The 23,019-nt window shown below is 26.2% G+C and carries 18 protein-coding genes; 4 read left to right on the top strand and 14 right to left on the bottom strand.

Annotation, left to right across the window (positions count from 1 at the left end; all coding sequences use genetic code 11):
- Positions 1-6: 6 nt before the first annotated feature.
- The 4 genes from ACNSOS_RS03415 to ACNSOS_RS03400 all read right to left on the bottom strand — a co-directional run bounded on the left by ACNSOS_RS03415 (position 7) and on the right by ACNSOS_RS03400 (position 4,192).
- Positions 7-948, bottom strand: a complete 942-nt coding sequence (locus ACNSOS_RS03415; protein ID WP_418185943.1) for a hypothetical protein — start codon at positions 946-948, stop codon at positions 7-9.
- Positions 948-2,453, bottom strand: a complete 1,506-nt coding sequence (locus ACNSOS_RS03410; protein WP_418185942.1) for a UvrD-helicase domain-containing protein — start codon at positions 2,451-2,453, stop codon at positions 948-950. The genes ACNSOS_RS03415 and ACNSOS_RS03410 overlap by 1 nt, the downstream gene beginning before the upstream one ends.
- Before the next feature lie 150 nt (positions 2,454-2,603).
- A complete protein-coding gene (locus ACNSOS_RS03405; RefSeq protein ID WP_418185941.1) occupies positions 2,604-3,023 on the bottom strand; it encodes a GNAT family N-acetyltransferase in 420 nt (139 codons plus the stop codon).
- Entirely contained in the window at positions 3,020-4,192 is a 1,173-nt protein-coding gene (locus ACNSOS_RS03400) for a MalY/PatB family protein (protein ID WP_418185940.1), read from the bottom strand. Before ACNSOS_RS03400 ends, ACNSOS_RS03405 begins: the two co-directional genes overlap by 4 nt.
- A gap of 113 nt (positions 4,193-4,305) precedes the next feature.
- On the opposite strand from ACNSOS_RS03400, the gene ACNSOS_RS03395 reads away from it, so the two are divergent.
- The gene (locus ACNSOS_RS03395) at positions 4,306-5,433 is read left to right on the top strand and encodes an iron-containing alcohol dehydrogenase (RefSeq protein WP_418185939.1); all 1,128 of its coding nucleotides are present in this window, start codon (positions 4,306-4,308) and stop codon (positions 5,431-5,433) included.
- Between the two features lie 14 nt (positions 5,434-5,447).
- Here the strand turns inward: ACNSOS_RS03395 and ACNSOS_RS03390 are convergent, their stop codons facing one another.
- The 3 genes from ACNSOS_RS03390 to uvrC all read right to left on the bottom strand — a co-directional run bounded on the left by ACNSOS_RS03390 (position 5,448) and on the right by uvrC (position 10,683).
- Complete coding sequence (locus ACNSOS_RS03390) at positions 5,448-7,706, bottom strand: methyl-accepting chemotaxis protein (RefSeq protein WP_418185938.1); 2,259 nt, start codon at positions 7,704-7,706, stop codon at positions 5,448-5,450.
- 109 nt (positions 7,707-7,815) lie between these two features.
- The gene (locus tag ACNSOS_RS03385) at positions 7,816-8,838 is read right to left on the bottom strand and encodes an alanine racemase (protein ID WP_418185937.1); all 1,023 of its coding nucleotides are present in this window, start codon (positions 8,836-8,838) and stop codon (positions 7,816-7,818) included.
- Positions 8,839-8,841: 3 nt separating this feature from the next.
- Entirely contained in the window at positions 8,842-10,683 is a 1,842-nt protein-coding gene (gene uvrC, locus ACNSOS_RS03380) for an excinuclease ABC subunit UvrC (RefSeq protein ID WP_418185936.1), read from the bottom strand.
- A 181-nt stretch (positions 10,684-10,864) separates the two neighbouring features.
- On the opposite strand from uvrC, the gene ACNSOS_RS03375 reads away from it, so the two are divergent.
- Entirely contained in the window at positions 10,865-13,198 is a 2,334-nt protein-coding gene (locus ACNSOS_RS03375) for a methyl-accepting chemotaxis protein (protein WP_418185935.1), read from the top strand.
- Positions 13,199-13,291: 93 nt separating this feature from the next.
- Here ACNSOS_RS03375 and ACNSOS_RS03370 read toward each other — a convergent pair whose 3' ends face one another.
- The 6 genes from ACNSOS_RS03370 to ACNSOS_RS03345 form a co-directional block, all read right to left on the bottom strand.
- Positions 13,292-14,206: a diguanylate cyclase domain-containing protein gene (locus tag ACNSOS_RS03370; protein WP_418185934.1), complete on the bottom strand. Its 915-nt coding sequence runs from the start codon at positions 14,204-14,206 to the stop codon at positions 13,292-13,294.
- A gap of 109 nt (positions 14,207-14,315) precedes the next feature.
- On the bottom strand, positions 14,316-15,080 hold the full coding sequence (locus tag ACNSOS_RS03365) for a phosphotransferase (RefSeq protein WP_418185933.1): 765 nt from the start codon (positions 15,078-15,080) through the stop codon (positions 14,316-14,318).
- Entirely contained in the window at positions 15,070-15,579 is a 510-nt protein-coding gene (gene pnuC / locus ACNSOS_RS03360; protein ID WP_418186306.1) for a nicotinamide riboside transporter PnuC, read from the bottom strand. The genes ACNSOS_RS03365 and pnuC overlap by 11 nt, the downstream gene beginning before the upstream one ends.
- Before the next feature lie 136 nt (positions 15,580-15,715).
- Positions 15,716-18,868 carry an efflux RND transporter permease subunit gene (locus tag ACNSOS_RS03355; protein ID WP_113895369.1) on the bottom strand — a complete coding sequence of 1,051 codons (3,153 nt, stop codon included), beginning with the start codon at positions 18,866-18,868 and terminating at the stop codon, positions 15,716-15,718.
- A 2-nt stretch (positions 18,869-18,870) separates the two neighbouring features.
- A complete protein-coding gene (locus ACNSOS_RS03350; RefSeq protein WP_418185932.1) occupies positions 18,871-19,911 on the bottom strand; it encodes an efflux RND transporter periplasmic adaptor subunit in 1,041 nt (346 codons plus the stop codon).
- Positions 19,908-21,140 carry a TolC family protein gene (locus ACNSOS_RS03345; RefSeq protein ID WP_418185931.1) on the bottom strand — a complete coding sequence of 411 codons (1,233 nt, stop codon included), beginning with the start codon at positions 21,138-21,140 and terminating at the stop codon, positions 19,908-19,910. The genes ACNSOS_RS03350 and ACNSOS_RS03345 overlap by 4 nt, the downstream gene beginning before the upstream one ends.
- A gap of 99 nt (positions 21,141-21,239) precedes the next feature.
- On the opposite strand from ACNSOS_RS03345, the gene ACNSOS_RS03340 reads away from it, so the two are divergent.
- On the top strand, positions 21,240-21,725 hold the full coding sequence (locus tag ACNSOS_RS03340) for a MarR family winged helix-turn-helix transcriptional regulator (protein ID WP_418185930.1): 486 nt from the start codon (positions 21,240-21,242) through the stop codon (positions 21,723-21,725).
- A gap of 88 nt (positions 21,726-21,813) precedes the next feature.
- Positions 21,814-22,020, top strand: a complete 207-nt coding sequence (locus ACNSOS_RS03335) for a hypothetical protein (protein ID WP_113910284.1) — start codon at positions 21,814-21,816, stop codon at positions 22,018-22,020.
- On the opposite strand, the gene ACNSOS_RS03330 is transcribed toward ACNSOS_RS03335, so the two are convergent.
- On the bottom strand, positions 22,017-22,991 hold the full coding sequence (locus tag ACNSOS_RS03330) for a DUF438 domain-containing protein (protein ID WP_418185929.1): 975 nt from the start codon (positions 22,989-22,991) through the stop codon (positions 22,017-22,019). The genes ACNSOS_RS03335 and ACNSOS_RS03330 overlap by 4 nt on opposite strands.
- Between the last annotated feature and the right edge of the window lie 28 nt (positions 22,992-23,019).

The following is a 23,019-nucleotide window of genomic DNA, read 5'->3' as shown; positions in this document are numbered from 1 at the left end:
AAATCCTTATTGAATATTGAGTAATTTTTCGAGATTATATCTTTTTTTATATTTATATGTATAAAAAATTATCTCATCAAATCTATTTTTTGTTAGATTTAGAAAATCATTTAATGCAATTTTTAAATCATCTTCATTTACACTTTCAAATCTTAAAATATCATCTTTATAAATATATTTTCCTTTGAAATAATGACTATTTAATACTTTATATCTATTTTCATCTATTTTCTCAAAGTTAATACTAAAATCTTCTTGATCAACTGCTTCAAATAAATTTATAGCTTTTTTATCTCTAAATTGCACAGCTTGAGAGTAAAGTGGAAGAGCAAGTTTTAATTTAAGTGGATAAATATCAAAATTGTAGTGATATTTTTTTGCTATGTCATTATCTAAAACATAGTTTTTTGTTTCAAAATCACCCAAATTAGACATATTGTAGTACATTAAAACCCCATAATCAACTGGAGGAACTCCAGTTCTTGAAAAATACTTGATTTGATGAAGTCTTATTGTTGCACTTATAGTTTTATTTAAATTACTTTTTAGTTCTTCTAAAAATAAAAAGAAATTACTTCTTGAGCTATCACTCCAATCACAATCAATTTGTATCTCATCAAAACTAAAATCAAAAGTTTTTAGAATTTCTAAAATATCTTTGCTTAAATCTTTGTAATCAACTTTTTGCAAAGTTTTATTTGTGATAAATATTACTGGTATAAACTCTTTTGGTGGATTTTCTATAAAATTTGTTTTTATAATCTCTAGTTTTGTTGAGTATTTTATATCTAAAACTTTTATATACATTTTTTCAGTTTCTATTTTTTCTTTATAACTATTTTCCCAAGAGTAAAAACTCATAGTTTGATTTGTATTTTCTTTTGATTTTTCAAAAAAAATAAAAAAAGCTATAAAAAAAACAAAGCTTACCAAAATATATTTTTTCATCAGTTCTCACTTTCACTGTAATTTATGTTTAAATCAGCCAATTCTATGGCATTTTTTACTCTTGTTGCTGCAACATAATAGATATTTAACTCTTCATTTATTCTTTGAAAACTTAAAGGATTTTTCTTATTTAGAATATCTTTTTTTGTTATAAAATCATCTACCATCAAAACTTGTTCGTACTCCAAACCCTTTGCTTTATGTGTTGTTGTAAATATGATATCAGCTTCTTCTTTATTGTTAACTAGCAATACTTTTATCTTTTTATTTATTTCAAAAATATTATCTCCATAAGTATTTATAAACTTGATAATATTCAGATAATCTTGATTTTTTGTATCTTTGGCAAAACTCTCAAGTTCATTGATTGTTTCAAAATCTTTTATCTCATCTATTGTGATTTTATCGTTTTTTCTTTGTTTTAAATAAAAAATAGAATAAACAGTTTGATTCATAAAAGAGTATGAGTTATAACCACCCTCAAAATATATCTTTTTTTTGCTATGAATATGTTTTACAAGTTCTTGAATAAGTCCAAAAGTTGTTCTTGCTATTACACAAAAAGGTTTGGAAATATCTATAAACTCTTTGCCTATTTTTGTTGAACTATCCAATCCATTTAGATTCAATTTCTTTGTTTCATTTATAGAATAAAGATGGTTTAATAGATTTTGTAAAGCTTTTGCATAAGAGTTTGAGAATCTAAAACTTTTTGTTAGATAAAAGCTTGGTAAATCTATTTTATTTAAAGCATTCGTTGCATATCTAAAGCTATAAATTTGTTGAAAACTATCTCCTACATAAACTCTTCTACAATTTTGGTTTTCAACTATTGCTATCATAACATCGCTTATGTCTTGTGCTTCATCGATTAATATCAAATCATAAGGCAAGTTTGTAGATGCTTTTTTGTTTAAATAAAACATTTTTAAATAAAAGTCGTGAATCGCGTCAATTTGTCTATTTTTCATAGCACTCAAAACTATTTTTATATGGTTTAATATTTTTTTTTCGTTTTTATTTAATATTTCTAAGATTTTTGCACTTAAATCAGATTGTTTTTTATAGTTTTCCAAAAGTTTTATATCTATTTGAATAAGTGCACAATTACAGTAAAAATTTACCAAATCTTTTAATAAACTCAAATATTCCATAGATGGATAGTAGCTTTTTTGATTTGTTTCTAATTCATATTTTATAACTAGTTTTTCTAAAACATAAGTTTTCAAATCACTTGTTAAATTGTAGTTGTATGCACCTATTTTATTGTAGGCTAATGAATGAATAGTGCTAATACTCAAATTTGGAAGTTGAAAATCTTTTAGTTTATCTTGAAGTGAAACTTGCAAAGATTTATTGTATGCAAGATATAAAATTTTTAAATTTGGATTTTTTTTTGCATAAAGAAGTAGGGTTGTGGTTTTCCCACTTCCTGCAACAGCATTTATCTTAAAAGATAGTTCTTTACTATTTATGATTAATTCTTGTTCTTTTGTTAAATTCATATTTTATACAAAAATTCTTATATCTTTTAATATTTTAATTAAATTTTTAAATATCATAAATTGGACCTTTTAAATATCATAAGGATATCTATTATACTATATTATTCTTTATGCAAAATAGAGATATATAATATAAAAATTTAATAATAACTATTTCCATAACATATAAAATTGTTCTTCTTTTGTATCTTCATCAATACTTATAGAATCTATTATAAAACTTTCTTTTTGATAGAATTTTATTGCAGACATATTTTTTCTATAAACATTTAGAGATAATTCTTTTTTAAGTTCTTTTATATGGTTTAGTAATTTTCTACCAATTCCTTTGGATTGAAAAGAAGAAGATACAAAAATACCAGCAATATAATTTTCAATAGTACCTACAAAACCAACTATTTTATTATTTTTCACATAAACATATATATCGGCTTGTGGTAGAACTTTTTTAACATTATCATATTGGTTTTTCCAATAATTTATTGGTATAAAATTATGAGTTTGTATATTTACTTCAAGCCATATTTCCATAATTTGTTCAATATCATTCTTATTTGATTTTCTTATCATATATTATCTTTTATCGAATTTACAGTAATTTTTAATCTATCTAAAGCCTCTTTTAAAACTTCAAGAGGACAAGCTATATTTATTCTTATAAAATTATCTCCATTTTCTCCAAAAGTGGCACCAGAAATAACTCTTACTTTACCTATATCTTCAAGTTTTTTTGTAAATTCCACAGATTTAATATTTAATTTACTTATATCAATCCATAAAAGATATGTAGCTTGGGTTTCTACAACTTTTAAATCTGATATATTTTTTTCAATAAACTCAAGCAAAAAATCCTTATTTTTTTCAAGATATACTAAAAGTTCATCTAGCCAATCTTCACAAAATTCATAAGCACTTAAAGTTGATTCAATTCCAAATATATTTAGGCTTGAAATCTCATTTTTATTTAAAGTTTTACTTAATTTTACTCTTAAATCTTTGTTTTCTACAATAATATTTGAAGCTTTAAGTCCAGCAAGATTAAAAGTTTTTGTGGCACTTGTGCAAGTAATAGAAGTTTTTAAAAACTCTTCACAAACAGAAGCATAAGGAGTGAATTTATAATTTTTAAATACTAAATCTCTATGAATTTCATCACTTATTACCAAAACATTGTGTTTTATACAAAGTTCTCCCATCTTTTGTAACTCTTCTTTTGTCCAAACTCTACTTGCTGGATTGTGTGGATTGCACAAAATAAAAAGTTTTACCTTTTCATCTTTAACTTTGTTTTCAAAATCTTCAAAATCTATTTTATAAGAGTTGTTTTCATAGATTAAATTATTTGTTACAACTTCACAATCATTATTCTTTATAGAGATATTAAAGTAGTGATAAACAGGAGATTGGATTAAAACCTTGTCTCCTTTCTCGCAAAAAGTTTGAATGATAGAACTTAAACTTGGTATTACCCCAGTTGTTGGTAAGATATACTCTTTTTTTATATCAAAATTGTATCTTTTTTTCCACCAATTTATTTCAGCTTTGTAGTAATCATCTGGAATCATTGTATATCCAAAAATTCCGTGATTTGCTTTTTTTATGATATTTTCAATGATTTTATTAGCAACTTCAAAATCCATATCTGCAACCCACATAGGTATAACACCATCTTTTGTAGTATCCCATTTGTAGCAGTTTGTATTTTTTCTTTCACATATTTTATCAAAATTGTATTTCATAATATTTTCCTTTTTATAAAGTTTTTATTATACAAAATTATATTTTATATAAGCTTCTTTGAATTTGCTATATAAAGAATAAAGTAGATAAAATTTTAAAAAAGGAGTAAATTATGGAAAATTTTAGTTTTTATAATCCAACAAAAATAGAATTTGGAAAAGATAAAGAGAAAAATATTGGAAAATATATAGGTCAAAATGGAATAAAAAAAGTTTTATTAGTTTATGGAAGCCAAAGAATAAAAAAAGATGGACTTTTTGATAGTGTAACACATAGTTTAACAGAGAACAATATTGAGTTTGTAGAGTTTGGTGGAGTTATCAGTAATCCTATTTTATCAACAGTACATAATGCTATAAAAGTTGCAAAAGAACAAAAAGTTGAAGGAATTTTAAGTGTTGGAGGAGGTTCTGTATTGGATAGCTCAAAAGCAATAGCTGTTGGAACTTTATATGATGGTGATGTTTGGGACTTTTTTGGAAGAAAAAAAGATATAGAAAAAGCCTTGCCAATTTTTGATATTATAACTCTTGCTGCAACTGGAAGTGAGATGAATGGTTATGCCGTTATTACAAATGAAAAAAATAAGAGAAAAGATTCTATTTGGTCACCATTTATTTATCCAAAAGTTTCTGTTATAAATCCTGAACTTCAAAAAAGTGTTTCAAAAGATTATTTAGTTTATTCAGCAACAGATATCATAGCTCACTGTATAGAAGGTTATTTTACAGCAAAAAAACATCCAACATATATGAGTAGAGTTGTAGAATCTATCATAAAAACAGTTATTGAAACAACAGAGATTTTAATAAAAAATCCAGATGATTATGAAGCAAGAGGAGATTTCGCTTGGGCTGCTACAAATGCTTTAAATGGTACAACTACTGTTGGATTATCATCTTTTTCATTTCCAAATCATTTAATAGAACACTCTTTATCTGCACTTTATAATGTCCCACATGGAGCAGGGCTTAGTGTTGTGATACCTGCTTGGGCAAAGTGGTATTATAAAGAAAATGAAGCTCAATTTACTAGATTTGCAAAAGAAGTTTTTGGAAAAAATAGTGCAATAGAAGGAATAGAAGCTTTAGAAAATTGGTTTAATAAAATAGGAACTCCTACAAGATTAAATCAGTTTAATTTAGATAAGAAAAATATTTCTGAAATTATTGAAAATCTATCTTTTCAAGAGGAGATTTCAAATGGTGATTTAGAAAAAATCTTAAATTTTGCTATTTAAAATTAGGGGAAACCCTAATTTTTATCTTTACCAATAAACTCTTTTTCATCTGTATTATTTACTACCATTTTAGCTATATCATCAGTAGATATGGCAACATCATGTGTTTGAGAGGCAACTATTGCATTTTGTTGAGTTTGAGTATCTAGTTGATTTACTGCATTATTTATTTGTTCAATACCAAGAAGTTGCTCTCTTGAAGAGTTTTCAATATCGTATATTAATTTAGTAGAATTTGAGATATTTGTATTTAATTTTTTATATCCTTCAATCATATTAGAAGCTATATCTTTTCCTTGATTAGCTTTTGAAGTTGCATTTTCAACAATATCTTTTATCTCACGAGCAGCTTGAGCACTTCTATTTGCAAGATTTCTTACTTCCCCAGCAACTACTGCAAATCCTTTTCCTGCTTCACCTGCTGTTGCTGCTTCTACTGCTGCATTAAGTGATAGAATATTTGTTTGGAATGCTATATTATCTATTACAGCAATAGCTTCATTTATTAAATTTACTTGATTATTTATATCTTCCATGGCATTCATTGTTTGGTTTGCTAGATTCTCACCTTGATTTGCTGAAGTAGATAATTCTTTCGATAGTTGAGTCATTTTTTGAACATTTTGAGTGTTATTTCTAATATTTGATGTAATTTGTTCTAAAGATGCCGCTGTTTGTTCTAAAGATGCTGCTGCTTCATTTGAACTAATGTTTAATTTATTAACATTTGAAAGAAGTATATTCGAACTCTTACCAAGTTGTAATCCCATAGATTTATTTTCAACTAACATTTCAGTTATAGAATCTCCCAAAGTATTTACACCATTTGAAAGTTTTAACAAATGTTCCTTTAAATTTTTTGTTGATATTTTATTTAAGTAGTTATAGTGAGCATATTCTTCTAAAATATGTAAAACATTGTCTATATTTGTTTCAAGATTATCTGCCATATTATTAAGTACATTTTTTAGTTGCATTAAAGCTGGATTTGAAACTTCTATATTTAATCTTTGGCATAAATCACCTTGCTCAAATTCTCCTAAAACAGCTATTGTTTCATCTATTAATTTTCTATCTTCATCTATACTTTTTTCTATTTTCTCAATATTCTCATTTACCTGTTTTGCTATAACTCCAAATTCATCTTCTGAGTCAATGGCTATTTTTTCAACATGAGCTATTTCTCTATTTAGGTATTGAAAGAAAGAGACTAATCCATATTTTATTTTTTTGAGTGATCTTAAAGATATACTCATAGTTATAAATATTGACAACGATATTATAATAACTGTTATAACTGATAAAGCTATAATTAAGAACATAATATTATTTGCATCTTCAAAAATTTCATCAGAATTAACACCACCTATTAAAAGCCAATTCCACTCCTCAAAATTTTCAAATACTACAAATTTTTCATGATTTTCCCAAATATATGTCAGGGTTCCATTTTTATTTTTTAATATCTCTTTTACTATAAAAATTCCATTTTTATCTTTTAGTTCTAAACCATTTTTGTTTTTCAATGTTGGATGAGCTATGAAATTACCATAATCTTTATCTTGTTCATTTGAGTTTATAATATAGTAATAACCAGTTTTTCCTATTTTTTTATCACTTATCGTTTGGTTTAACTCTTTTAAATTGTTTTCTATGTCAAACCCAATAAATGCGATTGCAATAATTTCACCATCTTGTTTTATTGGAATATATTTTGTCATATAACTTTTTCCAAACAAAATAGCTTTTCCCAAATATGTTTCACCTTGTAGTACTTTTGTATATCCAGGGTGATTTACATCTAATTTTGTACCAATAGCTCTATTCCCATCTTCCTTTTTTAAACTTGTTGAAATCCTGATGAAGTCATCATCTTTTCTTACAAAAATAGTAGCTACTGAGCCTTTTGTCATTTGTGTGAATTTATCAACAATATCAAAATTAAGGTTTAGAGTTTTACCATCTATTGATAAAATAGGTGTTTGTAAATCTCCAATTTTAATATTTTGAGTTTTATCTATTTTTATATCTGATAGCATATCTATAAATATGTCACCGATTGTATCTGCACCAGATTTAGCTACTTTGTTAAAAGTATTGATGTTTTCAACTAATAAATTAATTTCTTTGTGTACTGTATCTTCATTGTTTTTTTTCATTATTTCAAATGTGTTATTTACTACTAAAAAGGTTAATATACTCATTGAAATAAGAATAGATATAATTGATACAGAGATTACTTTTGCAATAACTGATTTTTTTATAAAATCCATTTATAATCCTTATTATTATGTATGGTTAAATCTTTTTTACCGTAATTATAATAAAACTTTATTTAAAGTAGAAATTTGATAGTAATAATGTGCTTTAATAGAAAAGAGATTAGATTATCTCTTTTTCTATATTTGGATTGAGAGTTGTTGTTATTTCATAAGTGATTGTGTCGTGTACTTTTGCTAATTTTCTTACATCATCAAAAATACAAACTTCTTCATCATTTGTATCTAAAGATAGGTTATCCATAGAAACTCTTCCTAAAACTTTATATCCTTTTGGTGTTGTATAAAGTTTTCTTTCATTTAGTCTTAAAAATCCATCTCCATACCCAACGTCATAAGTTGAAACTCTCATATCTTTAGGTGCAGTAAAAGTTCCTGTATAACCTATACTTTGTCCTTTTTTTAAAATTCTAGTGGATAGCTTACTTGCCCAAAGTGACATCACTGGTTTTAATTTTGGAAATTCAAAAACTCCAGCATTATCTAAATATCCATATATTGCTGTACCAACTCTTGTAAAGTCTTCATCAAAATTTTCAGTTCTAAATAAAGCTGCTGAATTACAAGAATGAAAGGCTGGAATTGGTAATAAAAGTTTTTCACATATATTTTTTACACTATTTTTCACAAGAGAAAAATTTTCTTTTTGCCAGAAAAAATCTGTTGTTAATTCATCAGCTGCTTTATGGTGTGTAAATACTCCAGTAATATTGATATTTTTTTTAGAAAGCCCTAAAAAAGCCTTTTCTAATTCATCAATTGATATTCCATTTCTATGCATTCCTGTATCTACTTTGATATGAATATTACTATTTTGTGGAAGTTTATCAATATCTTCAAGAGAGTTTAAAGCTATGTGAAAATTATGTGAATAAGTGTGAAAAGATTTTTCTGCCAATATTAAAATATAATCAAATAATTTTTCAATTTTTATAGCATCATCTATTGTTCTAACTACTGCTTTTTTTATTCCAAACTCTTTTGCCAAAGTTCCAATTTCTACTAATCCATGCCCATAAGCATTATCTTTTAATACAACTGCAACTTTTTGCTTTGAACCAGCTTTTTTTGAAATAACATCTAAGTTATCAAATAGATTGTTTTTATTTAATAATATTTTTGCCAAAATTTATTCCTTAAAATCTTTAAAATATTCAATTATTGTTTGTGCATCTTTTTCATTTAACACATTTTTTAACTCTTCATATGAAGCATTTCTTATTTTTTCAAATTCACCAAAAAATAAAAGAAGCTTTTTGATTTTTGCTTCACCAATACCTTTTATTTGAAGTAATGATATTTGTTTATCTTGAGTTCTTTTTTGTTTTTTATGAAAATTGATTACAAATCTATGAGCTTCATCCCTTTGTCTTTGGACGAATTGTAGTCTTTTATCACTGGGAAGTAAATTAAAACTTTTAAATTCACCATTGGAATTTTTATAGTGAATTATATCTTTTGCTCCACCTTTTGCTCTATGTGCTTTTGCATCTATTTTTTCTTTTGCAATAGCTATAATATCAAGATTTACTCCTACACTTTGAACTATATCATAAGCCAATTTTAGTAGAGTTTCTCCACCATCAATTATCCATAAATCAGGAGCTGGATTTTTCTCAAAACTTTCAACCCTTCTTATTAGCATTTCTCTCATTTGTGAATATTCATCTTTTGATTCAAGATTGTAGTGTCTAAAAGCTTTTTTATCAAAATTATTTAATTCTTCATTCCAAACAATCATAGCTCCAACTGTTGCTTGTCCCATAAGATGAGAGTTATCAAAACTTTCGATAAGATATGGTAAAGTTTTAAGATTGAATAACTCTTTTAGTTCTTCATAAATTGTTGTTTGATTTTTAGAATTTTCTATTCTTAATAGTTCATCACAATTATTTAGTGCAATGTTTATGATTTCTTTTTTCTTATCTTTTTTTGGATTTACAATTTTGATTTTTTTATTAAATCTTTTAAATAAAAAATCTTCAATATCTTCAATATCTTGAAGTTCTTGTGCAATCAAAATCTCTTTTGGTAAAATTGGTATTTCATTGTCATAATAGTTTACAATAGCTCTTTTATATGCTTCATCAAAATCAAATTCTAAATCATCATTTACTTTTATAAAATCATAATTTGAGGAAGCAAGTTTTCCATCTCTTAAAAACATTCTTACAATAACTGCTTTTTTACTGTTTGCGTTGATAGAAAAAATATCAATATCTTCATTTGTAGCTAAATCAATACCAGTTTTTATTTGTGATTTTTCAATAGTTTTTATTCTATCTCTTAAATTCATTGCATCTTCAAAACGAAAATCATCTGAATAAATTTTCATTTTTTCTTTTAGTTTAGAGATGAGTTTTGTCTTATTGTATATATACTCTAAAGCATTTTCAACTATTTTTTTATACTCATTTTTTGAGATTTTATCTTCACAAGGAGCAAGGCATTTGGCTATTTGGTGAAATAAACAGGCTTTTTTACCTTTGATACAGGCTTTTTTTTGAACTAATGGAACTATTTCATAGATACTATCTAACATATCTCTAGCACCACTTGAGTAAGGACCAAAATATTTTATATTTTTCCCTTTTTGTATTTTTCTTGTTATTTCAAGTCTTGGAAAATCATCATTGTAATCTATAAAAATATATGGATAAGTTTTATCATCTCGAAGTAAGATATTATATTTTGGTTTTAATTGTTTTATTAGAGAATTTTCAAGAATTAAAGCATCGTGTTCATTTGGTACAACTATCCACTCTAAATTTTCAACTTCACTAATCATTTTATATATTCTTGGACTTAATTTATCTGCGGGTAATAGTTTTGGAGTAAATTTGAAGTAAGATTTAACTCTATTTTTTAAAACTTTTGCTTTTCCAATGTATAGTAGATGTCCTTCTTTATCAAAATATTGATAAACTCCAGCATCATTTGGTAATTCTTTTAATTTTTCTTCTAAAATCATTTTGGAATTGTAGCAAAAAAACTCTTGTTAAATAGTTTATATATGCTACTTATTTGCTAGTAATAGATAATATAATCTCCACCTTAATTAAACAAGGGAGCAAAAAAAGATGAAGAGCCTAAATTTTGGTACAAAATTACTGATAATTTTGTTGGGGACTGTTATTTTGACGTTAGGGCTAATGATCTCAATTACAAGTAATGTAACTTATAACGCTATTGAAGAACAAGCAAAAGCTTATGTAAAAAAAGATGTTGAACGATGGGGTGAAGATATCAAAAGCAAGTTAAATTTGTCTATTGCATCTGTTGATGCTTTAGAATCAAAAGTTCGTGTTGCTATTGAAAATGATGAACTTATCACAAAAAGTGGAATGGTAGAGTTTCAAAAAGATATTTTAAAAGCGAATGACTTATTATTTGCTTCTTGGATAAGTTTTGAAGATGATTCATATAATTTATTTAGTGCAAAAAGTGCAGATAGTACACAAAATTATTACACTCCAAATGGTCTTTTTGCACCTTTTGTGTATAGAGGTAAAAATAATCTTGATGTTGCACATCTACCTAATTTTGATAAAAATGCACCATATATAAAATCAGCTTATGAAAATAAAATAGTTTCGGTTTCAATGCCATACAATGATAGTACTACAAATTTACTAATGGTAACTGTTTCAAAACCTATTATTATAAATAATAAAGTTATTGGAATTGCTGGAGTTGATATTATTACTGATGACATAGATAAAGAGATTTCTAAATTAAAAATTCTTGATGCTGGATATTTTAATTTGATTGAGAATCACGATATTATAGTTGCACATAATGATAAAGCTAGAATAGGAAAGTCTTTTTCTACTTTAGCAAATGGAGATAAGGATAGACTTCAAGCTATTGCAAATCAAAAAGAGGGTAAACCTTATGAATTTTATTCTATTGCTAGAGCAACAGGTATGAATTCTTATTTTGTTACATATCCATTTGAATTTGGTAATACAGGAGTTTACTGGCTTATGATGGGGTCTGTACCAGAAAATATATATTTAAAAGCTGCTTACGAAAATAGGAATTTTAGTATTGTTTTTGCAGCAGCTATTATAGTAATTATTGGTTTAATCATAATATTGAATATGCGAACGTTGAGTAAGAACTTAACAATAATATCAAATGGATTGTTGGGATTTTTTGCATTTTTAAATAAAGAATCAAAAAGTACAACAGAGATAAAAATAGATAGCCAAGATGAATTTGGAACAATGGCAAAAGTAATCAATGAGAACATAAAAAAGACACAAAATTTAATAGTGCAAGATGAAGCATTGATAAATGATGTAAAAAGAGTAGTAGAAGAAGTAAAAGCAGGAAAATTAAATAAAAGAATAGAAAAAATAACAGCAAATGAAGGATTAGAAGAATTAAAGAATAACTTTAATGAAATGCTAGAAAATACAATGAATAATATCTGTGTAGATATTAATAAAATAATAGAAGTATTAGATAGCTTCAGTAAATTAGACTTTAGAGTAAAAATAGAAAATGATAATGGAAAAGTAGCAGTTGGTATAAATAACCTTTCAACAATTATAAATGATATGCTAAAAGAGAATAAGTCAAATGGATTAACTTTAGAGAATAGTTCACGATTACTACTTGAAAATGTAGATAAACTAAACCTAAGTTCAAATGAAGCAGCAGCTTCTTTAGAAGAAACAGCAGCAGCACTAGAAGAGATAACTTCTAATATAAGAAATAATACAAATAGTATCGCACAAATGTCAAAAATATCTTCTAATGTAACTTCTAGCGCAAAAGATGGTGAAGTGTTGGCAAATAAAACAACAATAGCAATGGATGAAATAAATACACAAGTAAATCTTGTAAATGATGCAATAAGTGTAATAGATAATATAGCGTTCCAAACAAATATATTATCTTTAAATGCAGCAGTAGAAGCAGCAACTGCAGGTGAAGCAGGAAAAGGATTTGCTGTTGTAGCTCAAGAAGTAAGAAATTTAGCTTCAAGAAGTGCAGAAGCAGCTAAAGAGATAAAAGATATAGTTGAACTTGCAACATTAAAAGCAAATGAAGGTAAAAATATAGCTTCGACAATGATAGAAGGATATAAAGAGTTGAATGAGAGTATCTCACAAACAATAAACCTAATATCAGATATAGAGATGTCAAGTAAAGAGCAACTATCAGGAATAGAACAAATAAATGATGCAGTAAATGAACTAGATAGACAAACACAACAAAATGCAATGGTAGCAAGTCAAACAAATGAGATAGCATTGGGAGCAGATGAGATAGCTAAATTAATAGTAGAAGATGCAAATGCTAAAGAGTTTGTAGGTAAAAATGAAGTAAAGAGTAAAAATCTAGAGAGTAATAAAGTAAATAGAAAAATAGAAGATACTTCAAAAGAAAAAACTATAAAAACAACATCAAATATAAAATCAAAAGTAGAAGTTGTAAAAGAGAATACTAAAGATGATGAGTGGGAAAGCTTTTAGGCTTTCCCTTAATGACACTTAATATTTATGAAAGATTGTTATAAAGTTGGTGTCAATACAATAAAGTAATATTATGGAATATGGAACAAAAGACTATATCTTAGTTATTAGAAAATTATTCTTTCCACTATGTTTTACATTATATAGTGTTTCATCTGCTCTTAGTAAAATTTCTGTTTTTGTTAAATTATTATTTGAGTTGAAAAAACATATTCCAATACTTATAGTTAAAAAAGATTCAATACTAGAGAATTTGTGTTCAATATTTAGCTCTTTTATAGCTTTTAAAATATTATTTGCAATATTATTTAATCCATCTTCATCTATATCTTTGATTAATACTACAAACTCTTCTCCTCCATATCTAGCAACTAAATCATTTGGTCGATGCAAAGTTTTCTGTAAAGTAAGAGCAACTCTTTTTAAAGTTTCATCACCTTTTCCATGTCCATAATTATCATTGTATGGTTTAAAAAAGTCAATATCTATCATCATAATTGCAAGATTTGATTTCTCTCTTTTTACATCATTGTATGTTTTTTCAAATATTTCATCAAAAAACCTTCGATTTTTAATATTTGTTAAACCATCATACATAGATAATTTTTCTAGCATAAGAGTCTTTTCTCTTAACTTAATTTGATTTTTTATTCTAGTTTTTATTATAACTTTACTGTAAGGTTTCGTAATATAGTCTATTGCTCCAATATTTAAACCATATTCTTCATCTTCTTCACTACTTTTTGCAGTTACAAAAATAATAGGAATATCTTTTGTTTTATCGGCTTGTTTTAGTTGTTTACAAACTTCATAACCATTTATATCTGGCATTTCAATATCAAGTAATACTAAATCTATATTATCTTGGTTATAAAGTATTTCTAAACATTTTTGCCCACTTTTTGCGATTTTTAGGCTATAGTCATCTTTTAATATATCAGATAATAATAAAATATTTGTAGTCATATCATCTACAATTAAAATAGTAGGTTTCCTATTTGAAAGCATAAAATTCCCTATATAAAGTTTGTGTAAATAAAAAATAATTTGAGATTATATTTAAAAGCATATTAAAATTAAATTAATATTTGAGAATAAAAATTATTAAATATAAGTATTAAATTTGAGAACTAAACCATAAAAAGCATAAACTTTTATATATATTTTTAAAGATTTTTAATTTTTTATTATATTTAATAAGTCTGTTTTTTGATAAGTTTATTGGTTTAAAATAATTTTTTAGTAGAAACCTTTCTTCTTTTTTACTTAGTTTAAATTCAATACAAATTGAAGCTAAATCAAAAAAACTATCAGTTGTTCCAGCATATTCCCAATCTATTATTTTAATACTATTTTCTGAAAATAAAATATTTTTTGGATTTAAATCAAAATGTGATAAAACAAAATGATTTTTATGTTTCTTTAGCTTTTTCAAAGAATTCTTTAATTTATTTAAAGTAAGTATATTTTCTTTATCTTCAAATAAATTTTTATATTTTTTGAAATCTTTTTTTAGATTATAAGGTTTTGTTTTTACTTTTATTGAATGAAGTTTTTTTATGGTTAAAGCAAGATTTTCTAAATCATTTTTTGATAGATTATCTTTATGTACACCTTCTAAATACTCATATATCATAAAATTTTTATTAAAAAAAATAGGTTTTGGAGAGATATTAAGTTTATTTGCTATTTTTTGTATTTTATACTCAAATTTCCTACCTATATTTACACTTTTATTTGATTTAAAAACTCTTAAAACATATTTTTTAGTTTTAGTTGTTATAAGATAACTTATATTGTTAAAACCTTGTGATTTTAGAAGCTTCATAGAGATATTACTATTATCAAATATCTTTAGGTTTTTTATATTTTCAATATTCATATTTTATCTCTTTTTTCCAAGTAATAAAAGCAAAAATTGCTAAGATGGTATATATCAAAAACAGAACTGATGTAAAATAAAACTCTTTTTGAAAATATAAATATATTGAAGCACTATCAATAAAAATCCAATAAATCCAATTCTCTAAAATTTTTCTTGTCATCATAAATGTTGTTGCTAAAGCAAAAATAGTTATAAAACTATCAAGATATGCAAAAGATGCATTTGTATAATTTTTCATCAAATACCCAATAATAAATGAAAATAAGGATAATGAAATAATTATTTTAAAATTAGTTTTTACTGATAAAGATGATATTTTTAGAACTTTATTATTTTCTTTATTTCCATATTTCCAAATATAAAATCCATAAAATGACATAATTAAATAGTAAGCATTTAACAGTGAAGACATAAATAAAGATGAGTCAAAAAATAAAATAGTATAAATTAGTGTACTAAAAAAAGCGCAAATCCAACACCAAATATTTTGTCTAATTGCTAAAAGAAGATAAAGAATAGATAAAAAAACTGCAATGAGTTCAAAATAACTAAGATTTAAAAAGCTATCTCTTATATTAGAAAAAATATCTATTATCTATCCTTTAAATATGAAAAATAGGCCAATTTATGACCTATTTTTCACTATTATTTTCTTCCTCTTCTCGTTTTAAATCTTCAGCTATTGAACCTTCTTTTTCTCTACTAATTCTTGATACAAGTACATAAAATAGTGGTATAAATAAAATTGCTATAAATGTGGCTGTAAGCATACCACCTACAACCCCCGTACCAATAGAGTGTTTACTTGCAGCTCCAGCTCCACTACTAATTGCAAGAGGTAAAACTCCAACTGTAAATGCTAAAGAAGTCATAATAATAGGTCTAAGCCTTACTTTTGCTGCTTCTATGGCAGCATCTATTAAGTTATACCCTTCTTTTCTTTTTTGTAAAGCAAACTCTACTATAAGAATAGCATTTTTAGCAGCAAGTCCAGCAAGAACTAAAAGTCCAATTTGGAAATATATATTATTATCTAAACCTCTTAAATTTGTGGCTAAGATAGCTCCAAATATTGCAAATGGTACGGCTAAAACAACTGAAAGAGGTAATAACCATTTTTCATATAGTGCACAAAGTATTAGGAATAAGAAAATGATACCAAATATAAACGCTTGTGCTGAACTTCCACCAATTTGTTTTTCTTGATAAGCTGTTCCTGTCCATGCAATAGTATAACCTTCAGGTAGTACTTCGTTTGCAACTTCTTCAATAGCTCTTAAAGAATCTCCAGAACTATATCCTTGTGCTGGTTGTCCTGAAACTTTTGCCGATTGGAATAAGTTAAATCTTTCAACTATATCTGCACCAACAATTTTTTTATAAGTTATGAAAGAGTTTATAGGTAAAAGTTCACCATTATTTGATCTTACAAAAACATTTTGCAAATCTTCTATATTATTTCTATATTCATCAATTGCTTGAACATTTACTCTATAAGTTCTTCCCTGTAAAGAAAAATCATTTACATAAAAACTTCCAAAAGTAGCATTTATAGTGCTATAAATATCATTTAAATTTACACCTTTTGATTTTACTTTTTCTATATCAATATCTATTTTAAATTGAGGAATGTTAGCTGCAAGTGCTGTTCTAACTCCCATAAGTTCAGGTCTAGCATTTGCTTTTTCTACAATTTCATTTACGATATTTCCTAAATCTTCAATAGTCCCACCTGTTCTATCTTGAACATACATATCAAATCCACCAGTAACACTCATACCCATAATCGGTGGTGGTACAACCGCAACAGAGAAACCTTCACTTGTTCCCATAAGTTGTTGGCTAAATTTTTTTAATAAATTCATAGCATCTTGTTCAGGATTTGGACGTTTGCTCCAATCATTAAGTTTAATAATAGTTGCAACAGTATGGCTTCTTTGTGCTGATGTTGTAAAGTCATATCCTGCAAGAGTTATAACATCTCTTACATTTTCATCGGCCATTATTATTTTATTTGTTTCTTCACTAAGTTCTAAAGATTTTGATAATGAATAACCAGGAGGATTGAATCCAAATACAAAAATTGTTCCTTGATCTTCATCTGGAATAAGTCCAGTTTTCATAGATTTAAACATATCAAAAGATACAAATAGTAAACCTACATATAATAAAACAGAGATTAATGCAAATCTAATACTCTTTTTAACTAAAAATGAATAACCTTCAGTTGCTTTATTAAACATAGTATTAAACCATTTAAAAAAGCCTTTTGGTTCATGTTTTTTATTTTTTAATATTTTTACGCAAAGAGACGGTGTCAAAGTTAAAGCAACGAAACCAGATATTATAACGGAAATAACAATAGTTATGGCAAACTGTCTATACATCTCTCCACTTAATCCACCCATAAAAGCAACAGGAACAAACACAGCAGTTAAAACTAATATAATAGCAATTAAAGCTCCTGTTACTTCTCTCATAGCTATAAATGCAGCTTCTTTAGGAGTTTTACCTTCTTCCATATGTCTTTCAATATTTTCAATAACAATAATGGCATCATCAACAACAATACCAATGGCAAGAACAAGTCCAAATAGAGTAAGCAAGTTGATACTAAATCCTAGAGCATACATTCCTGCAAATGCACCAATAATTGATACAGGAACAGCAATAAGTGGAATAATAGTTGCTCTCCAGCTTTGTAAGAATAAGAAAATAATTAAAATAACTAAAATTAAAGCTTCAACAAAAGTTTTAACAACTTCATCAATAGATGCAGTAATAAAATCTGTACTATCATAAGGTATAGAATATGTCATATCTTCTGGAAAAATTTTACTAGCATCTTCTAATGCTTTTTTTATAGCTTCGGCAGTTTCAAGTGAGTTTGCTCCACTTTGTAAAAATATACCAATAGGAGTAGAAGGTGCATCATTTAATCTTGTTACAACACTATAATCAGCAGCTCCAAGTTCTATTGTTGCAATATCTTTTACTTTTAAGCTACTTCCATCTTCATTTGCTCTAATTACAATATCTCCAAATTGTGTTGGATTTTCAAATCTACTTGGAGTTTGGATTGTGTATGTGTACATCTGCTTATTTGCAATTGGTTCAGCCGCAACTTTTCCAGCTGCATATTGATTATTTTGCTCTTTTATTGCAGAAATTACATCAGTTGTTGCTAAAGAATATTGAGATAATTTTGATGGGTCAATCCAAATTCTAATTGAATAATCTTTACCACCAAAAATCATAGCATCTCCAACTCCTTTAACTCTTTTTAGAGTTTCAACTAAGTTTAGTAAAGCATAGTTTGATAAATATATACTATCAAAAGTGTTATTTGGAGATTGAAGCATAATAAATTGTAAAATACTAGGACTTCTTTCCCCTACAACAACACCTTGTCTTTGTACTTGTTCAGGCATTTTTGCTAGTGCTGCTTGAACTCTATTGTTTACGTCAATTTTTGCACTATCTGGGTCTGTTCCAACTTCAAAGAAAACATTTATACTTAATCTTCCACTATCTTCTGCTAGTGAGTTCATATAAAGCATATCTTTTGCACCATTTATTTGCTCTTCAAGTGGTGCCGCAACATTTTTAGCAATAGTATCAGCACTAGCCCCTGGATAAGATGTACTTACAATAATTTGTGGAGGAAGAACTCTTGGATATTGTTCAATCGGAAGATTGACCATAGAAATAAGTCCAACTAAAAATATGATAATACTTAAAACACCTGCGAAAACAGGGTTTCTAATAAAAAATGCTGAAATCATAATTATTTCTCTTCATTCACAATTTGAACTTTTGTATCTGGTCTAAGTTTTGCGATGTTAGATATTACAATTTTCTCATCTGGTTTTAAACCACCTTTTACAACCATTCCATTTGCTACTAAATCTCCTGTTACTACAGGTCTTGGTTTTGCAATATTATTTTCATCAACTACAAAAACAATACTAGCTTGTGCAGTTTTTAATACAGCATTTTCAGGAACTATAAAAACATCTCCTAATGAAAGATTCGAAATTTTAACTTTTGTAAAGTTTCCAACTATTAATTCATTTTCTGCATTGTCAAATTTTGCTCTTAAAAGTAGCGTATCTGTTGCTGTATCAATAGTTGGAGCAATAAAATCTATTTTACCATTATCATAAATTTTACCATTTACTTCAAGGCTAACTTTTATTTGATTTTCTTTTATTTGAGATAAATATTTATTCATATCATCTTTTGGTAAAGAAAATTCTGCATGAATTGGATTTGTATTTGTAATAGTCACAAGAAGAGAATTACTTGCAGTTGAACCAACTAAATCTCCAATATCATGATTTTTAAGACCTACAATCCCATCTATTGGAGCAATAACTTTTGTATAATCTAAATTTATTTGTGCTTCATCAAGTGCTGCTTTTGCACTTTCATATTGGAAAGTGTAATCATCAAAAGATTGTGGGCTTATTGCTTTTGAAGCAATTAATACTTTTGCTCTTTCAAAATCTTTTTTTGCTTTTGTAAAATTTGCTTTTTTTACATTTAAGTTTGCTTGATAAATATCAGGTTCAATTTTATATAAAAGAGTTCCTTTTTTTACAAAATCTCCTTCATTAAAATATTTTTCTTTTAATGTTCCAGAAACTCTTGCCATCACATTTACTTGCTCGAAAGCCTTTAAAATAGTAGGGTAAGTTTTACTTGTAGTGTTGTTCTCTGTTTTTACCGTAAAAGTATTTACTGGTAAAGCTGGAGCTTCATTTGCCATTAAACTGTTAAATCCTAATAATAGGAAAGATATTGAAACTAATGATTTTCTTATCATCTTATATACTCCTGTAATTTTTCACCACTATGGTAAATTATTGTTGCTTTACTAATCTCTAAATCATTTAAAGCTCTTTTGTGTTGACTTATTGCATCATATTTTTCACTTAAACTTTCTAAAAATGCAACATTATCTATTAAACCATTTTCATATTTTGATTTTATAACATCATAAGCACTTTGTGCAGCTTTTAAAGTCGCTTCACTTGATTTAATCTTTGTTTGTGCTATATCATAAGCTCTAAGTGCAAGTTGTAAATCAACCTCTGCTTTGTTTTTTTCATATTCAAAGTTTGATTTACTAGCTAAATACTCTTTATGCTTAGATTCATGTTTATATTTTGTTTCTCCAAATGAAAAAATATTCCATTTTAAATTTGCACTTGCAACATTTTGATGATCAGGACTATTTGTATCGTTATTTTTGTTGCTATAATCTCTATCATAATAGTTAAAAGTATTATCTAAAGTAAGAGTTGGTAAATAACCACTTTTTTGAGCATCGGCATTACTTAATTTTGTTTGAGTATCAAACTCTAAAGCTTGAATATCAAATCTTTGATTATTTGTTTTTAAATCTTCAATATTTTTGATACTTGAACCATCTTCTAAATTTATTTGAGTACCAGTTATATATTCAAGATTATGTAAAATTGTAACAATATTTAATTCAACTTCTTGTAATTCAACTATTGAATTTTGTAGTCTTGATATGATTTTTTGTAGTTCATCTTCTGTTGTAGTTCCAGCATTATAAAATCTGCTAAGTCTATCTTTTTGTGCTTCAAGTTGCTCAATTTCTTTTAATTTTGCATCTTTTCTTGCTATTAATGATTGGTAGCTGAAATAGTAGTTTATAACTGTCAATGAAATATCATTTTTTAGTGCATCTAGTGATTTCTCACCACTTTTAATACTGCTTTCATAACTATCATAAATATCATATTTTTTTCCACCATCATATAGGACATAATTTGCACTTGCATAAGCATTTGTTCCTTTTTTTGGAACATTTGGTGATTCATGTTCATTTATTGAATAACTAGCACCAACATCAAATTTTGGTAAATAGCCACTTTTTACACTTTTATAATCAGATTTTAGTGCTTCAAGATTTTGTTTTGAAGCTTCAATTAATCTATTTTCAATAGACAAATTTACTATGTCTTCTAAGCTTTGACTATATAAAAAAAGTGGTACTAAAAAAGTAAAATATATCTTTTTCAAAAATAACTCCTTTTAAATAAAGCAAGATTTTATCTATATTATTCTTAAAAGTATCTTGCTAGAAAGATATTTTAATGTCTGTTTTGATATAATTATCTCATGGATAAACAATATATAGATAGTTTTTATGATAGGGTTAAGAGTGATCAAAAGTGCGAGATATTTTCTTTGTCTCTACCACTCTTTTTAATAAATAAGGATTTAACTGTAGCTTCAGAACAGTTTTTAAAGACAAATTATGATTTGCTTCATACTGATATTGATGTTTTAGCTTCTTTATTTTTTAATGGAGAAGATTATACTTTATCACCTACAGATTTATATGATGGTTTAATATTTTCTTCTGGTGGTATGACAAAGGTTTTGAAAAAACTTGAGGAAAGAAAACTTATAAAAAGAGAGTATATTTCCAATGATAAAAGAAAAAAATTGGTTTGTTTAACACAAAATGGTGTAGAACTTATAACTGAAATTATGGATAATAAAGCCTGTATGTTAGAAAAATCTTTTAGTATTTTGACAAATAAAGAAAAAGATGATTTGAAAAAGATTTTAGCTAAACTTCTTTACTCTTTAAATTCATAATTTTATATTTTTAAACAAAAATCTTTGATATAAATCATTGTTTATAAAAAGAATATCAAATATACTTATTTTATTTTTAAGGATAATTATGTTTGCTTGGTTGTTTAAAAACAAAGATAAAAAAATTAAAAGAGCAAAAACTTATGTATGTAAACATTGTAAGCTTACCTGTGAATCTTGTACTACAATGTTTTGTTATTCTTGTTACTCAAATCCTGGAAATCCTTGTCCTAGATGTGGAAAAACGAATCTTATGAACAAGGATAAAAAAGACATAAATAAAATCAATGATTAATTCCAATCTAAAAGTCTTTTTTCCCCTTCTAGAGCTCTTATTTCAGTAACATCTTGTGACATTTCTATTACTCCTTTATAGGTTTTATTTTCATCTCTTACTGCAAAATACCTAATATGTATAAATTTGCCTTTAAAATTTATCCAAAAATCAGCTATATCTTGTCTTCCTGCTTTAAACTCTTCAAGAATTTTTAAAACTTGATCGACACTTTTAGGTGGATGACAAAATTTTACTTCTCTTCCTATGATTCCTGCACTTCTGGGGAAGACTCTTTCATCTCCACGATTATAAAAAACAACTTTATCATTTTCATCTACATAAGTTATATCAATTGGTAGAAACTTAAATATAAAATTTACTTGTTCCATAGTCAGATAACCTTCATCAAAATGAGTTCTATCTTCAAGAGAAAAAGATAATTTTCTTTTTTTTGTATCTTGACTTGGGTGAATATATTCTTCTTCAAGAGCTGGATATCTTTGTGGTGGATTAGCAAACATCCAACCAATTTCCTTATCACCTTCATACATCTCTTTCCAATCATCTTCTTTAAGAAGTTGCATTGCATTTGGTAATAACCTATTTTCTTCTACTTGAATTAGATGTGATAAGCTATTATAAACATTTACACTTTTTGTTACAATATTATCAAAATCTTTAGATTCAACTGCTACTCTTGCATCTTTTATTAATGCTCTTATATCATCGTGAAATGACCACATACCTTGAGATGGTCCAGTCCAACCATATTTTTCAAGATATGGAAAAAGTTGATTTTCTTTTCTAGCAAAATGTTTTTCTACTTCACAAATTTGGTTAAAAATATTGTAAAATTTTTGAAAATCATCTTTTGGATTAATATTGAATAATTCGCTAAAAAGCTCTTTGATTAAAATATTCTCTTCAAGATAAACTCTTACTGGATGACCTTCATCAAATTGTTCTAAATTATTTTTTAAATCATTCATAAATATCCTTTATAAAAATTAGGACAAA

This window comes from Aliarcobacter vitoriensis, from assembly GCF_048320235.1.
GTDB classification, from domain to species: Bacteria; Campylobacterota; Campylobacteria; order Campylobacterales; family Arcobacteraceae; genus Aliarcobacter; species Aliarcobacter vitoriensis.
This window is presented reverse-complemented; position numbering and strand designations above follow the sequence as displayed.

What these genes read in the sequence shown, in the direction of transcription:
- ACNSOS_RS03415 (WP_418185943.1), bottom strand. Translation starts at nt 948, where the DNA reads ATGAAAAAATATATTTTGGTAAGCTTTGTTTTTTTTATAGCTTTTTTT.
- ACNSOS_RS03375 (WP_418185935.1), top strand. Translation starts at nt 10,865, where the DNA reads ATGATCTCAATTACAAGTAATGTAACTTATAACGCTATTGAAGAACAA.
- ACNSOS_RS03410 (WP_418185942.1), bottom strand. Translation starts at nt 2,453, where the DNA reads ATGAATTTAACAAAAGAACAAGAATTAATCATAAATAGTAAAGAACTA.
- ACNSOS_RS03370 (WP_418185934.1), bottom strand. Translation starts at nt 14,206, where the DNA reads ATGCTTTCAAATAGGAAACCTACTATTTTAATTGTAGATGATATGACT.
- ACNSOS_RS03330 (WP_418185929.1), bottom strand. Translation starts at nt 22,991, where the DNA reads ATGAATGATTTAAAAAATAATTTAGAACAATTTGATGAAGGTCATCCA.
- ACNSOS_RS03340 (WP_418185930.1), top strand. Translation starts at nt 21,240, where the DNA reads ATGGATAAACAATATATAGATAGTTTTTATGATAGGGTTAAGAGTGAT.
- ACNSOS_RS03395 (WP_418185939.1), top strand. Translation starts at nt 4,306, where the DNA reads ATGGAAAATTTTAGTTTTTATAATCCAACAAAAATAGAATTTGGAAAA.
- ACNSOS_RS03400 (WP_418185940.1), bottom strand. Translation starts at nt 4,192, where the DNA reads ATGAAATACAATTTTGATAAAATATGTGAAAGAAAAAATACAAACTGC.
- ACNSOS_RS03335 (WP_113910284.1), top strand. Translation starts at nt 21,814, where the DNA reads ATGTTTGCTTGGTTGTTTAAAAACAAAGATAAAAAAATTAAAAGAGCA.
- ACNSOS_RS03405 (WP_418185941.1), bottom strand. Translation starts at nt 3,023, where the DNA reads ATGATAAGAAAATCAAATAAGAATGATATTGAACAAATTATGGAAATA.
- ACNSOS_RS03355 (WP_113895369.1), bottom strand. Translation starts at nt 18,868, where the DNA reads ATGATTTCAGCATTTTTTATTAGAAACCCTGTTTTCGCAGGTGTTTTA.
- uvrC (WP_418185936.1), bottom strand. Translation starts at nt 10,683, where the DNA reads ATGATTTTAGAAGAAAAATTAAAAGAATTACCAAATGATGCTGGAGTT.
- ACNSOS_RS03350 (WP_418185932.1), bottom strand. Translation starts at nt 19,911, where the DNA reads ATGATAAGAAAATCATTAGTTTCAATATCTTTCCTATTATTAGGATTT.
- ACNSOS_RS03390 (WP_418185938.1), bottom strand. Translation starts at nt 7,706, where the DNA reads ATGGATTTTATAAAAAAATCAGTTATTGCAAAAGTAATCTCTGTATCA.
- ACNSOS_RS03365 (WP_418185933.1), bottom strand. Translation starts at nt 15,080, where the DNA reads ATGAATATTGAAAATATAAAAAACCTAAAGATATTTGATAATAGTAAT.